The organism is Pseudoxanthomonas koreensis (assembly GCF_010093225.1).
GTDB lineage: Bacteria > Pseudomonadota > Gammaproteobacteria > Xanthomonadales > Xanthomonadaceae > Pseudoxanthomonas > Pseudoxanthomonas koreensis.
This window is the reverse complement of record NZ_PDWM01000057.1, coordinates 1-14,053: the sequence shown is the minus strand read 5'-3', so window position 1 is coordinate 14,053 and position 14,053 is coordinate 1. Positions and strand designations below refer to the sequence as shown.

The following is a 14,053-nucleotide window of genomic DNA, read 5'->3' as shown; positions in this document are numbered from 1 at the left end:
CGCGAAGCGCTGGTGCGAAGGTGGCTCATGCATCCTCTACGGGCCATGCTGGAAACGCTCCGCCAACTCTCGCCTGAGGCCAGTCAAAACATGGCGATCCGGATATGAAAATATGGGGAAACCTCAGCCTCCGTCCCCTTTTTCTCCTTTTTCTGCCGCCCCCTTTTTCTTTTTTCTCCTACCCCGCCGGATCGTGCTTGCTGCCACCACGGCAGCGCGGCGAATCGGGCACGCTGGCGTCGGCCTCCCATTCGGCCGGCGTATACGTATGCAGCGCCAGCGCGTGGACCTGCTGCATCAGCGGGCCCATCGCGGCGTAGGCGGCCTGGTGGCGCTGGATCGCGCGCCTGCCTTCGAACTGCGGGCTGACGATCACTGCCTTGTAGTGCGTTTCCAGGCCGCGGCTGTGCATGTGGCTCTCGTCGATCACCTCCAGGTGCAGCGGCTGCAGGGCGGAGAGGGCGTCGCGGATCTGGTCGGCGCGGGTGGTCATGCGGGCGTTTCCGGAGATGATCGGGCAGGTACAAGGATGGTGACGCGGCTGGCCGAATCAATGGCCGCTGGTCCGAAGCGGACCGTGATCCGGTCCCGGGGCCTGTCGACAGGCCGGATGTCACGCACCGCGTGACCGCGCATCCGGTCCGCCGCTCAATCGAGAACGTGCACCGAATCCGCCAGCCGCCGCACCTCATCGGGGTGGTGGCTGACGTAGAGCATCGGCAGCCGTACCTCGTCGCGCACGCGCTGCAGGTACGGGATCAGCTCCTCGCGTCGCGCCTGGTCCAGCGCCGACAGCGGTTCGTCGAACAGCAGGATCGCCGGCTGCGAGAGCAGGGCGCGGCCGATCGCCACGCGCTGCGATTCGCCGCCCGACAGGTTGGCGGTGCGCCGTTCCAGCAGGTGGCCGATGCCGAGCAGTTCGACCACGGCGTCGAAGCCGAAGCGGGCCTCGCCGCCGCCGTGGCGGCCGTAGCGCAGGTTGCGGCGCACGTCCAGGTGCGGGAACAGGCGTGCGTCCTGGAACACGTAGCCGATGCGGCGGCGGTGAGTGGGTACGTCGATGCCGCGTGTGCTGTCGTAGAGCACGCGGTCGTCGATGCGGATGTGCCCGGACTGCGGCCGCACCAGCCCGGCGATGGCGTTGAGCACGCTGGTCTTGCCCGCGCCCGAAGGCCCGGCCAGCGCGACCACGCGCGCCTGCTCCTCGATCCGCACGTGGCGCTGGAAGGCTCCGCGGCGCAGCTGCAGATCCAGGCTCAGCACGGGCGCCTCCCGTGGAAGGCCATCGCCGCAGCCGGCACCTGCCGGCCGCAGGTGGATGCGGCGTGATGCGCCGCGCGTCGCGCGGGAGACTCCAGGCGCGGCTTCACTCCGCCTCCTCCGCGCCGCGGTGGCGCCGCACCAGCCATTCCGACAGCAGCAGCGCGCCCAGCGAGATCAGCAACGACACCAGGGCCAGCCGCCAGATCCCCGCCTCGCCGCCGGGCACCTGCATCAGCCCGTAGATGGCCGACGACAGCGTCTGCGTCTCGCCGGGAATGGCCGAGACGAAGGTGATGGTGGCGCCGAACTCGCCCAGCGCCTTGGCGAACGCCAGCGCAGCGCCGGCGACCAGGCCGGGCCAGGCCAGCGGCAGGGTGACGGTGAGGAATACCCGCCACGGCGCCGCGCCCAGGGTCGAGGCGGCCTGTTCCAGCCGGCGGTCCACGTTCTCGATCGACAGGCGGATCGCGCGCACCATCAGCGGGAAGCCCATCACCGCGCAGGCCAGCGCCGCGCCGGTCCAGCGGAACGCCAGGACGATGCCGAAGCTGTCGTGCAGCCAGGCGCCCACCGGCCCGCGCGTGCCGAGCATCACCAGCAGCACGTAGCCCATCACCACCGGCGGCAGCACCAGCGGCAGGTGCACCAGTGCATCGACCAGGGCCTTGCCGGGGAAGCGCCGCCGCGCGAGCAGCCAGCCGATGGCCACGCCGAACGGCAGGCTGGCCAGCGCCGCGACCGTGGCCACCTTCAGGCTCAGGCCGATGGCGGTGACTTCCGCGGGTGTGAACCAGTCGCTCAAGCCGGAGCCTCAGCTGCCACCAAGTGCGGCGTTGAGCGTGGCGGCCAGGCGTGCACCGGCCAGGCGCAGCTGCCGTTCGACGATCGGCAGGTGCCTGTCGGCATACGCCTGGTCGATGACGTGGCCGGAGGGATAGAAGCCCGGTGCGTTCACCACCCTGCACGACTGTTCGGCCCACAGCCGCGGCGCATCCGCCGGCAGCGGCGATGCGGGTGGCAGCGGCTGTGCCCGCAGTCGCGCCAGCCACTGGCCTTCGTCCAGTCCCTTGCTGTTGAGCAGGCCGCTGTCCCACAGTGAATGCATGTTGCTGCCCTTGCCGCGCCAGTTGACCTGGTAGTCGTTGCCGCCACGGTCCGCACCACGACCCGCGTGCAGCGGCTGGTGCACGTCGCCGGTGAAATGGACCACGAACTTCAGCGCCTGGCGGCGCTCGGCATCGCTGCGCGCCGGATCGGCGAGGATCGCGGCCTGCGCCTCCAGCGCGGCGACCACGCAGTCGTCGCCGGGACAGTCGCGCGCGGCGTCGAAGGCGCAATCCGGGTCGGCGATGTTGACGTAGTGCCAGCGCGCGCTGCGCTTGCCCAGCTCCGGATCGTTGCCGCGCAGATCGTCGGCCCAGTTGGCGATGCCGGCCAGGGTCGGCTCGGCTTCGCCCTGCAGCAGGCGGGCCACGGTCGCGCGCGCCTGCGGGTCCAGGCCCGGTTCGGCCAGGCTGGCCACCAGCCGGTGGCCCAGCGGCCCCCAGGCCTGCGCCGGCAGCGCCAGCGCCAGGGCGAGCGGCAGGCCCAGCAGCGCCAGCGCGCGCGGCCTGCCGCGGAAAAGAAACGGTGAAGCGGGTGCGGGAGTGGAAGCGGTCATGCCGGCACTTTAACCGACCGGCCGCGGCCGCTCCCGCTCCTGCGCGGATGTCCTCAGAACTTCATGACATAAGCGGCGCCGTACACCAGCGGGTCGATGTTGGCGGTGCCCAGGCGGGCGCCGTCCACGCGCACGCTGCTGTCGATGTCGATCCAGCGCACGTCCACGCGGATCGCGCCGTTGTCGCCGACCCGGAAGTCCAGGCCCGCGTGCGCGGCCAGGCCCCAGGAATCGCCCAGCTGCAGGTCGGCGCCTTCCAGCGCGCCGCGGGTGTCCTCGCTGAAGAAGGTGGTGTAGTTCAGGCCCAGGCCGACCAGCGGCGAGACCACGCCCTTGTCGTTGAAGTGGTACTGCAGGCTGAACGTCGGCGGCAGGTGCTTGGTGCTGCCGACCCGGCCCAGGCCCGCCACCGAGATGTCGTGCTGGAACGGCCACGCGGCCAGGACCTCGATGCCGAGGTTGTCGCGGATGAAGTATTCGAAGGTCAGGCTCGGCTTGGCGTCGCTGTCGATCGACAGCGGCAGGGTGCCGCCGGCCAGGGTGCCGTTGTCGGACTTGGGGTCGACCTGGTGCACGCCCAGGCCCAGGGTCCAGTCGCCGGCGGACTGCGCGGCGGCGGGCAGGGCGGCGCCGGCGAGGAGGGCGGCGGCAACGACGGGGAGGAGCTTCTGTTTCATAGGCAACGCTCTTGCGTGTGGGGGTGCGGGAATTTTCCGCCTGCGCCCGCGGCTGCGCCTTGATTGTGGTCAAGGCGCGGCAGGTCCAGCCCCCGGGCGGGCGGCAGGCGGGCTGCTAGAATGGATACCCCTTTCCATCCACCACGGGCCGCGCCCGGCGCGGCCGTCAGGAGTCACGAGCAATGGCGATCAAGGTTGGCATCAACGGGTTCGGCCGCATCGGCCGCAACGTGCTGCGTTCGGCGGTGCAGAACTTCGGCGGCGACATCGAGGTCGTTGCGATCAACGACCTGCTCGAGCCGGATTACCTGGCCTACATGCTGCAGTACGACTCCGTGCACGGTCGCTTCAAGGGCGAGGTGAAGGTCGAGGGCAACACGCTCATCGTCAACGGCAGGAAGATCCGCCTGACCCAGGAGCGCGACCCGGCCAACCTGAAGTGGGACGAGGTCGGCGCCGACGTCGTCATCGAGTCCACCGGCCTGTTCCTGGACAAGGCCAGCGCGCAGAAGCACCTGGATGCCGGCGCGAAGAAGGTGATCCTGTCGGCGCCGTCCAAGGACGACACGCCGATGTTCGTGTTCGGCGTGAACCACCACGAGTACGCCGGCCAGGCGATCGTCTCGAATGCTTCCTGCACCACCAACTGCCTGGCGCCGCTGGCCAAGGTGATCAACGACAAGTGGGGCATCAAGCGCGGCCTGATGACCACCGTGCACGCGGCCACCGCGACCCAGAAGACCGTCGACGGCCCGAGCAACAAGGACTGGCGCGGCGGCCGCGGCATCCTCGAGAACATCATTCCCTCCAGCACCGGCGCGGCCAAGGCCGTGGGCGTGGTGATCCCGGCGCTGAACAAGAAGCTGACCGGCATGAGCTTCCGCGTGCCGACCTCGGACGTGTCGGTGGTCGACCTGACCGCGGAGCTCGAAAACCCGGCCAGCTACGAGGAGATCAAGGCCGAGATCAAGGCGCAGAGCGAAGGCGCGCTGAAGGGCATCCTCGGCTACACCGAGGACAAGGTCGTCGCCACCGATTTCGTCGGCGACACCCGCACCTCGATCTTCGACGCCGACGCCGGCATCCAGCTCGATCCGACCTTCGTCAAGCTGGTGGCCTGGTACGACAACGAGTGGGGCTACTCCAACAAGTGCCTGGAGATGGTCCGCGTGGTCGCCGGCAAGTAAGCGGCGTACAAGGCTGCAATGAAAGGGCGCCCGAGGGCGCCCTTTCCATTCCTGCGCCCGGCATGCGGCGGCGAGCGTCGCCGCGGCCTTGCATTCCCGTCCCGCATCGTCGACGCTGCCGGCGCCATGCCCTGCATGGACTTGCCGGCACCACTGTGCGGCGTACGACGATCCGGACGGGGAAGGAATGGGCGACATGGTGGGGATCCTGGTGCTCGTGGGCCTGGCGCTGCTGGCCATGCCGATACTGCTGGTCGTCGCCCTGGTGTCGTTGTCCTCGCTCAAGGCGCGCGTGGCCGGACTGGAGCGGCAACTGGCCGGACTGCAGCAGGCCGCCGCGCACGGGCCGCAGCAGGAGCGTGCCGCGGCGATGCCACCGGCAGCGGCGCCGTCGCCGCAGGCGGCAGCCACCGCGACCGGCGATGCCGGCGACGAAGCGCCCACGCTGTCGGAGCTGATGCGCAGGCAAGGCGCCGCGGCCACGCCGGCCGCTGCAGCGCCCGCGGCCGCCGGGGACACCACGCCGCCCATGCACGCGGACCACGCGGGAGCGGATCGACCGGCCACCGACCCGGGCGCGACCCCGGCACCGATGCCGCCGCCGCTGCCCCCGTTGCATGCGCAGCCGTCGCATGCGGAAGTCGAGGTCGACGCCGCCACCCGCGCCCGTGTCGCCGCCGCATCCACCCGCATTTCCCACGCGCCGTCGCGGCCGTTCCCGCCACCGGAAAACGCGCTGCTGCGCGCGGTGAAGCGCTGGTTCACCGTCGGCAACGTGCCGGTCAAGATCGGCATGCTGGTGCTGCTGGCCGGCGTCGCCGCGCTGCTCAAGTACGCCAGCGACCAGGGCCTGTTCTCGCTGCCGCGCGAACTGCGCCTGGCCGCCGTGGCCGCCGCGGCGCTGGCGGCCCTGGCCTTCGCCTGGAAGCGGCGCGAGAGCAACCGCGTGTTCGCGCTGAGCCTGCAGGGCGGTGCGATCGGCGTGCTGCTGCTGACCGTGTACGCGGCGTTCAAGCTCTACGGCCTGCTGCCGGCCGGTGCCGCGTTCGCGCTGAGCGTGGTGCTGGTCGCGGGCATGGGCCTGCTGGCGGTGCTGCAGGACGCGAAGGCGCTGGCGGTGTTCGCGCTGCTGGCCGGGTTCCTCGCCCCGATCTGGCTGTCGACCGGCAGCGGCAACCACGTGGCGCTGTTCTCCTATTACGCGCTGCTCAACGCGGCGATCGTGGCGATCGCCTGGTTCCGGTCGTGGCGCATCCTCAACCTGCTCGGCTTCGCCTTCACCTTCGGCATCGGCGCGCTGTGGGGCGCCACCAGCTACAGCGCGGGCCAGTACGCGAGCACGCAACCGTTCCTGCTGCTGTTCTTCGCCTTCTACCTGCTGGTGCCGATCCTGTTCGCGCGGCGCCAGCCCGAGGGGCGGCGCGACCTGGTCGATGGTTGCCTGGTGTTCGGCACGCCGCTGGTCGCGTTCTCGATGCAGGCCGGCCTGCTCGACAGCGTCATGCCCGATGGCAGCCGCATGCCGCTGGCGCTGTGTGCGCTCGGCCTGGGCGTCCTCTACGCCGGGCTGGCCTGGGCGCTGCTGCGTCGTGCCGGCTACATCGCGCTGGGCCAGTCGCACGCGATCCTGGCGGTGGGCTTCGCCACCCTGGCGGTGCCACTGGCGCTGTCGGCGCGCGCAACCGCCAGCGTATTCGCGCTGGAAGGCGCCGGCCTGGTCTGGCTCGGCCTGCGCCAGGGGCGGATGCTGCCGCAGTTCGGCGGCACGGTGCTGCAGTTGCTCGCGGCCGGCGCCTTGCTGGTCGGCTTCTTCGACCATGGCGCCAGCGACCTGCAGCCGCTGCTCAATCCGACCGCGATGGGTGCGCTGCTGATCGCGCTGGCCGGTTTCGCCAGCGCCTGGGCGTTGCGCGCGCACGGGCAGGGTGGCGGCGCGCTGCTGTTCTACCTGTGGGGCCTGGCCTGGTGGACCGGCACCGGCGTGCACGAGATCGACCGTTTCGTCGCCAGCGATGCGCGGCCGGATGCGCTGCTCGCGTTCGCCGCGTTCAGCGGCTGGCTCGCGGCCGAAGTTTCGCGCGTGAGGCCGGCGCGCGCACTGGCCTGGACGGTGTTCGCCGCATTGGTGATGGCGCTGCCGTTGCTGGCCTGGCAGGACGCGGCGCATACGCATCCGGCCGGCGGCGCCTGGGGCGCGCTGGCGTGGCTGCTGTACGCGGTGCTGGGCCTGCGCAGCCTGTGGTGCCTGCGCGCGCAGGGCGGTGCTGCTGACCTGGCGCAGTTCGCCTGGTGGCTGGCGTGGCCGTTGCTGCTGTCGCTGGAAGGCGCCTGGTTCGCCGGGCAGTCCGGCCTGGCCGACGGCTGGCGCCAGGCGATGCTGGCACTGCCGTGGCTGGCGCTGGGCGCGCTGGCGCTGTGGCGCTGGGCGTGGCTCGCATTCCCGCGCGACGCGGAGGCCAACGAAGGACTGCGCGTGCCGCTGCTGGGCGTGGCCTTCGCCGTGATCGCCGCCGGCTGGCTGCTGGCGCTGACGCGGGCGCTGTCGCCGGCGCCGCTGCCATGGTTGCCGCTGCTCAATCCTGGCGAGCTGGCGCAACTGGTGGCACTGGGGCTGGGCGCGGCGTGGATGTGGTCCGATGGCGAAGGGTCGCTGTCGCGGCTGCGCACGGCGGTGGTCGCGCTGGGTGGCTTCCTGCTGCTCAGCGCCAGCACGCTGCGCAGTGTCCACCACTGGGGCGGCGTGGCCTGGGATGCGCAGCTGCTTTCCACCAGCCTGGCCCAGACCAGCCTGACCGTGGTCTGGAGCGTGCTCGGCGTACTCGGCTGGATCCTCGGCTCGCGCCGCGGCCAACGTGGCCTGTGGTTGGCCGGCGCGCTGCTGATGGGTGTGGTCCTGGCCAAGCTGCTGCTGGTCGACCGCCAGCACCTGGGTGGCATGTTCGGCATCGTTTCGTTCATCGCCTACGGCGTGCTGTGCACGATCGTGGGCTACCTGGCGCCGGCGCCGCCGCGCGCGGGCAGCGTTCCGCAGGAGGAGTCGCGCGCATGAGCAGGACTGGCGGGGAAATCGCGGCGAAGGCCTGCGGCACGGCCGGCTTGCTCCGTGGCGGCCTGTTCGCGGCGCTGGTGCTGCTGCCGTTGCTGGCGGTCGCCGGCAGCCGCGGGGACTACGCGCGGCAGTGGCCGCTGGACCTGGGCCAGGAGGAAAGCGGTGCCTACCGCGTGGTCCTGGACGAGGCGGTGTACCGCAGCGCCAGCCAGCCGTCGCTGGGCGACATCGAGGTGTTCAACGGCGAGGGCCAGTCGTTGCCGGCGGCGCTGCTGTCGCCGGCGCAGCCGCTGGCGCAGCCGCCGCGCACGCTGGCACTGCCGTGGTTCCCGCTTCCGGCGCTGGACCCGGCCGCCGGCGGTGGCGACCTGCGCCTGGTCGCCGAGCGCGACGCCGACGGCAACATCATCCGCATCGAAGCCGGGACCGGATCGCGCGCCGGCGCCGCCGATGCCCCGGGGCAATGGCTGGTCGATGCCAGCCGCCTGCGCGAACCGGTGCGCGCGTTGCAGCTGGAATGGGAGCGGCCGCAGCAGTCGCTGCAGGCGCGCTACCGCGTCGAAGGCAGCAACGACCTGCGCCAGTGGCGCACGCTCAACGAAGGCACCACGCTGCTGGACCTGGAGCGCGGCGGCGAGCGCCTGCACCAGGGCCGGATCGAACTGGACGGCCAGGCCCGCTACCTGCGCCTGCTGCCGCTGCGCAGCGGCCCGGTGCCGGTGCTCGCCGGCGTCACCGCCGAACTGGCGCCCCCGCCGCCGGAGGCGCGCTGGGAATGGGTGGAGATCGAAGGCGAGCGTCGCCGCGAGGGCGGCCGCGACTACTTCGAATACCTCCTGCCCGGGCGTTTCCCGGTCGAGCGCGCCGACGTGCGCCTGCCCGGCAACAGCGCGGTCGAGTGGACCCTGCACAGTCGCGAGCGCGGCGATGCGGCCTGGCTGTGGCGCGCCGGCCCGTGGATGGCGTTCCAGGTCGGCGGCGCCGGAGGCGGCAACCAGTCCGAGCCGAAGCCACTGGCCACGCCGGTGCGCGACCGCCACTGGCGCCTGGGTGCCGGTAGCCCGGTCGGCGAGGCGGTGCCGGTGCTGCGCCTGGGTTACCGGCCGGAGGTGGTGGTGTTCCTGGCCCAGGGCACGCCGCCGTTCGCGCTGGCCGCCGGCAGCGCCAACGCGCAGCGCGCCGAGGCGCCGATTCCCGCGCTGCTCGATGCGCTGCGTCGCCAGCGCGGCGCCGGCTGGCAGCCCGCGCCGGCCTACCTGGCCGGGACGCCGGAGGAACTGGCAGGCGAACGCGCATTGAAGGCGCAGCACGCCGGCGACTGGAAATCTCTGCTGCTGTGGGGCCTGCTGGGCGGCGGCGCGCTGCTGGTCGCCGCGCTCGGCCTGAGCCTGCTGCGGCAGCGCCCGGCGCAGGACTGAGCGACGGCCTGCCGCGTTTGCGATGGCCGCGTGCGGGCGGGACAATGCGCTCCCGCCCGGCGCTGCCGCGCACCTTCAGCTTCGGCGTGCAGCCGGCGTGTTGCGGACGCCGCGCGCCACCTCCCCCTTCGAACGATGAGAGCCCCACGATGACGATCCTGCGGATGACCGACCTCGACCTCGCCGGCAAGCGCGTGCTGATCCGGCAGGACCTGAACGTACCGATCGACGCCGGCAGGATCACTTCAGAACAGCGCATCACCGCTTCGGTGCCGACGCTCCGGCTGGCGCTGGAGAAGGGCGCGGCGGTGATGGTCACCTCGCACCTGGGCCGGCCGAAGGAAGGCATGTGGAGCGAGGCCGATTCGCTGGCGCCGGTGGCCGCGCGGCTGTCGCAACTGCTGGGCGTGGACGTGCCGCTGGTACGCGACTGGGTCGATGGCGTGCAGGTGCAGCCCGGCCAGGTCGTGCTGCTGGAGAACTGCCGTATGAACGTGGGCGAGGGCAAGGACGACGAGGCGCTGTCGCGGAAGTACGCCGCGCTGTGCGACGTGTTCGTGATGGACGCCTTCGGCACCGCGCACCGCGCCCAGGCTTCGACCCACGGCGTGATCCGTTTCGCCCCGGTCGCCGCCGGTGGCCCGCTGCTGATGGCCGAACTGGACGCGCTGGACAGGGCGCTGGCCAGCCCGGCGCGGCCGCTGCTGGCGATCGTGGCCGGCAGCAAGGTCTCGACCAAGCTCGAGCTGCTCACCAGCCTGGTCGGCAAGGTCGACCAGCTGATCGTCGGCGGCGGCATCGCCAACACCTTCCTCGCCGCCACCGGCCATCCGGTCGGCAAGTCGCTGTACGAACCGGACCTGCTCGACACTGCGAAGCGGATCCTCGCCGACGCCAGGGCGCGCGGCGCCGACATCCCGTTGCCCAGCGACGTGGTAGTGGCCAAGGCCTTCGCCGCCGACGCCGAAGCCACGGTCAAGCCGGTGGGCGAAGTGGCCGAAGACGACCTGATCCTCGACATCGGCCCGCAGACCGGCGCGCGCTATGCGCAGCTGATCGCCGACGCCGGCACGGTGGTGTGGAACGGCCCGGTGGGCGTGTTCGAATTCGATGCCTTCGCCGGCGGCACCGAGGCGGTGGCGCGCGCGATCGCCGCGTCGAAGGCGTTCTCCATCGCCGGCGGTGGCGACACCTTGGCGGCGGTGGACAAGTTCGGGATCGAGGAGCAGGTCGGCTACATCTCCACCGGCGGTGGCGCCTTCCTCGAGTTCCTGGAAGGCAAGACCCTGCCGGCGGGGGCGGCGCTGGCCGCGCGCGGCGGCTGATGCAGGAAGGGCGGCCCGTCGCCGGGTCGCCCTTCCGTTGCACTGCTTCCTGTAGGAGCCCACTTAAGGGGGCGACCCGGTTCCGCTGGGATACGCCCGGTTCGACGCGGAGTTTCCGGAAAGGCCGCGTTGAACGCCCCCCCGTGGACGCGGCGCGGGGTCGCCCTCATGCGGGCTCCTACAGAGGAGCCGAGCGGGGCCGGCGGCTCAGCGATGGAGGTCGCCGGACGCTTCGGGCTGGTAGCGGACCGACTTCACGCGCAGCCGCAGCGGGCGGCCGCCGGGGGCCTGCCAGTCGATGGTCTGGCCGACCGAGAGGCCGAGCAGGGCGCTGCCGACCGGCGCGAGCACCGACACGCGGCCACGCTCGACGTCGGCCTCGTTGGGGTAGACCAGGGTGAGGATGTGCTCCTCGCCGCTGGCGACGTCTTCGCATTCCACGCGCGAGTGCATGGTCACGACGTCGGCCGGGATCTGCTCGGGCGGCCGCACTTCGGCACGGTTGAGCTCGTCCATCAGCGCGAGCGCGGCCGGATGGCGGCTCAGCACCGGGGAATCGAGCAGGGCCTCGAGGCGGGCCAGGTCGCGGCTGGAGACGATCAGGGGGGGCGGAAGGCCGCTGGTGGGCGGGGTAGGCATGGAACTCCTCGTACGGTGGATGCGCGGCAGGCGCGCAGGGATGAAGGCAGGCAGGAATGAAGAAGGCGGCGCGTCTCCGCACCGCCCCTAATGAACTGTTTGTAGGCCTACCGTAGCCCGGAACCGCGGCCGGTTCAACCGGCGGGCGGGGCCGGTCCCGGCTTCAGGCCCAGTCGCTGCGCGGCGCCGGGACCGGCGCGGGGGCCTGCGCCGGCGTGGCCACCGCCTCGCCCGGGGCGAGCAGGCCAGGCGGCAGGTCGCGGAACACCTGCGCCAGCCGCCCCAGGAACCCCGCCATGGCCGAACTGCGACGCCAGGCCATGGCGATGCTGCGGCTGGGATGGGAGTCGGAGAAGCTGAGCAGGTGGATGCTGTCCGAGCGCGCCACCGGGGGCTTCACCGCCAGCGCCGGCAGCAGGGTGACGCCGACGTTGGCAGCGACCATCTGCCGCAGCGTCTCCAGGCTGGTGGCGCGGAACTCGGTCTTCTCGTGCGCACCCGACAGGCGGCACACGTCCAGCGCCTGCTCGCGCAGGCAGTGTCCATCCTCGAGCAGCAGCAGGCGCTGCTCGGACAGCTCGTCCAGGGTCAGCGTGCCGCGCCGCGACAGCGGATGGCCCTCGGGCACCGCCAGTACGAACGGTTCCTCGAACAGGAACTCGGCGTGCAGCTGCTCGTCGTTCACCGGCAGCGCCAGCACCGCCGCGTCGAGCCGGCCCGCGCGCAGCCGCGCGAGCAGCTCATCGCTTTTTTCCTCCACCAGCAGAAGCTCCAGCTGGGGGAAGCGCGTGCGGATGCGCGGCACCACGTGCGGCAACAGGTAGGGCGCCAGGGTGGGGAAGATGCCCAGCCGCACCGTGCCGGCCTCCGGATCCTGGCTGCGGCGCGCGGCCTCCTTCATCTGTTCGACCTCGGCCACGATCCGGCGCGCGCGCTCGGCGGCCTCGCGCCCGGCCGGGGTCAGCATCACCTTGCGCGGCGCGCGCTCGACCAGCGACACGCCCAGCTCGTCCTCCAGCTTGCGGATCTGGGTGGACAGCGTGGGCTGGCTGACGTAGCACGCCGCGGCGGCGCGGCCGAAATGCTTGTGGTCGGCCAGGGCCACCAGGTACTTGAGATCGCGCAGGTTCATCGCATTGCCTCCGGAGCCCGGTCCACCGGTGAAGTGCGTGGTGGACTGCGGCCGGCCTGGTCAGGCGCGGCCGCAATCCACCCTAGCGCGATCAGGCGGCTTCCGCGACTGCCTCGTCCTTCGGCGCCGATTCGCGGATCAGGTGGTCGAAGGCGGCGAGCGCGGCCTTGGAGCCTTCGCCCATCGCCACCACGATCTGCTTGTACGGCACGGTGGTGCAGTCGCCGGCGGCGAACACGCCCGGCACGCTGGTCTGGCCGCGGTCGTCGACCACGATCTCGCCGCGCGGGGTCAGTTCCACCGTGCCCTTGAGCCATTCGGTGTTGGGCAGCAGGCCGATCTGCACGAACACGCCCTCCAGTTCGATGCGGTGGCTGTCGCCGCCGTTGCGGTCGCGGTAGACCAGGCCGGCGACCTTCTGCCCGTCGCCCAGCACCTCGGTGGTCTGCGCGCTGGTGACGATGCGCACGTTGGGCAGGCTGCGCAGCTTGCGCTGCAGTACCTCGTCGGCGCGCAGCTTCGAATCGAATTCGACCAGGGTCACATGGGCGACGATGCCGGCCAGGTCGATCGCCGCCTCCACGCCGGAGTTGCCGCCGCCGACCACCGCCACGCGCTTGCCCTTGAACAGCGGGCCGTCGCAGTGCGGGCAGTAGGCCACGCCCTTGTTGCGGTACTCCGCCTCGCCGGGCACGTCCATGGTGCGCCAGCGCGCGCCGGTGGAAAGCACCACGCTGCGCGACTTCAGTGAAGCACCGTTGGCCAGCTTTACTTCCACCAGGCCATCCTTGCCGGCCGGCACCAGCGCGGTCGCGCGCTGCAGGTTCATCACGTCCACGTCGTAGCCGCGCACGTGCTGTTCCAGCGCGGCCGCCAGCTTCGGGCCTTCGGTGTGCGGCACCGAGATGAAGTTCTCGATCGACAGCGTGTCCAGCACCTGGCCGCCGAAGCGCTCGGCGGCCACGCCGGTGCGGATGCCCTTGCGCGCGGCATAGACTGCCGCCGCCGCGCCGGCCGGGCCGCCGCCGACGACGAGCACGTCGAACGCGGCCTTGCCCGCGATCTTCTCCGCCTCGCGCTTCTCCGCGCCGGTGTCGAGCTTGGCGACGATCTCCTCCAGGCCCATGCGCCCGTAGGCGAACAGCTCGCCGTTGAGGAAGATCGCCGGCACCGACATCACCTGGCGCGCCTCGACCTCGTCCTGGAACAGGGCGCCATCGATCGCCACGTGCTTCACCTTCGGGTTCAGCACCGCCATCAGGTTCAACGCCTGGACCACGTCCGGGCAGTTCTGGCACGACAGCGAGAAATAGCTTTCGAAGGCGAATTCGCCCTCCAGCGAACGCACCTGTTCGATCGCCTCGGCGGTGGCCTTGGACGGATGCCCGCCGGCCTGCAGCAGCGCCAGCACCAGCGAGGTGAACTCGTGGCCCAGCGGCAGCCCGGCGAAGCGCAGCGAGATGTCATGGCCGGGGCTGGTGATGGCGAACGAGGGCTTGCGCTCGGCGTCGTCGCGGCGCGTTTCCAGGCTCACCTGCGGCGACAGCGAGGCGATGTCCTGCAGCAGTTCGAGCATTTCCGCCGAGCTGGCGCCGTCGTCGAGCGAGGCGACCAGGTGCACCGGGCGGGTGAGGCGCTCCAGGTAGGCCTGGAGCTGGGTCTTGAGGCTGTCGTCCAACATGGGGGGAGCTCCGTGGGGGAGG

The 14,053-nt window shown here is 71.6% G+C and carries 12 protein-coding genes; 4 read left to right on the top strand and 8 right to left on the bottom strand.

Features of this window, described 5'->3' with window-relative positions; translation table 11 throughout:
* Positions 1–178: 178 nt before the first annotated feature.
* From CSC64_RS13100 to CSC64_RS13080, 5 genes are all read right to left on the bottom strand, one after another.
* Positions 179–493 carry a BolA family protein gene (locus tag CSC64_RS13100; protein WP_162435777.1) on the bottom strand — a complete coding sequence of 105 codons (315 nt, stop codon included), beginning with the start codon at positions 491–493 and terminating at the stop codon, positions 179–181.
* A 155-nt stretch (positions 494–648) separates the two neighbouring features.
* Positions 649–1,263: a molybdenum ABC transporter ATP-binding protein gene (gene modC / locus CSC64_RS13095; RefSeq protein ID WP_162435776.1), complete on the bottom strand. Its 615-nt coding sequence runs from the start codon at positions 1,261–1,263 to the stop codon at positions 649–651.
* Between the two features lie 103 nt (positions 1,264–1,366).
* A complete protein-coding gene (gene modB, locus CSC64_RS13090) occupies positions 1,367–2,065 on the bottom strand; it encodes a molybdate ABC transporter permease subunit (RefSeq protein WP_162435775.1) in 699 nt (232 codons plus the stop codon).
* 9 nt (positions 2,066–2,074) lie between these two features.
* Positions 2,075–2,923 (bottom strand): S1/P1 nuclease, encoded by an 849-nt coding sequence (locus tag CSC64_RS13085; RefSeq protein ID WP_162435774.1) that lies wholly within the window; start codon positions 2,921–2,923, stop codon positions 2,075–2,077.
* Positions 2,924–2,976: 53 nt separating this feature from the next.
* Positions 2,977–3,600 (bottom strand): OmpW/AlkL family protein, encoded by a 624-nt coding sequence (locus CSC64_RS13080; protein ID WP_162435773.1) that lies wholly within the window; start codon positions 3,598–3,600, stop codon positions 2,977–2,979.
* Positions 3,601–3,782: 182 nt separating this feature from the next.
* On the opposite strand from CSC64_RS13080, the gene gap reads away from it, so the two are divergent.
* The 4 genes from gap to CSC64_RS13060 all read left to right on the top strand — a co-directional run bounded on the left by gap (position 3,783) and on the right by CSC64_RS13060 (position 10,579).
* Complete coding sequence (gene gap / locus CSC64_RS13075) at positions 3,783–4,787, top strand: type I glyceraldehyde-3-phosphate dehydrogenase (RefSeq protein ID WP_162435772.1); 1,005 nt, start codon at positions 3,783–3,785, stop codon at positions 4,785–4,787.
* 196 nt (positions 4,788–4,983) lie between these two features.
* Complete coding sequence (locus CSC64_RS13070; RefSeq protein WP_162435771.1) at positions 4,984–7,836, top strand: DUF2339 domain-containing protein; 2,853 nt, start codon at positions 4,984–4,986, stop codon at positions 7,834–7,836.
* The gene (locus CSC64_RS13065; protein WP_162435770.1) at positions 7,833–9,254 is read left to right on the top strand and encodes a DUF3999 domain-containing protein; all 1,422 of its coding nucleotides are present in this window, start codon (positions 7,833–7,835) and stop codon (positions 9,252–9,254) included. The genes CSC64_RS13070 and CSC64_RS13065 overlap by 4 nt, the downstream gene beginning before the upstream one ends.
* A gap of 149 nt (positions 9,255–9,403) precedes the next feature.
* On the top strand, positions 9,404–10,579 hold the full coding sequence (locus CSC64_RS13060) for a phosphoglycerate kinase (RefSeq protein ID WP_162435769.1): 1,176 nt from the start codon (positions 9,404–9,406) through the stop codon (positions 10,577–10,579).
* Positions 10,580–10,786: 207 nt separating this feature from the next.
* On the opposite strand, the gene rnk is transcribed toward CSC64_RS13060, so the two are convergent.
* From rnk to ahpF, 3 genes are all read right to left on the bottom strand, one after another.
* Positions 10,787–11,218: a nucleoside diphosphate kinase regulator gene (gene rnk, locus CSC64_RS13055; protein WP_162435768.1), complete on the bottom strand. Its 432-nt coding sequence runs from the start codon at positions 11,216–11,218 to the stop codon at positions 10,787–10,789.
* Positions 11,219–11,381: 163 nt separating this feature from the next.
* Positions 11,382–12,350, bottom strand: a complete 969-nt coding sequence (gene oxyR / locus CSC64_RS13050) for a DNA-binding transcriptional regulator OxyR (RefSeq protein WP_162435767.1) — start codon at positions 12,348–12,350, stop codon at positions 11,382–11,384.
* 91 nt (positions 12,351–12,441) lie between these two features.
* A complete protein-coding gene (ahpF, locus tag CSC64_RS13045; RefSeq protein ID WP_162435766.1) occupies positions 12,442–14,031 on the bottom strand; it encodes an alkyl hydroperoxide reductase subunit F in 1,590 nt (529 codons plus the stop codon).
* Between the last annotated feature and the right edge of the window lie 22 nt (positions 14,032–14,053).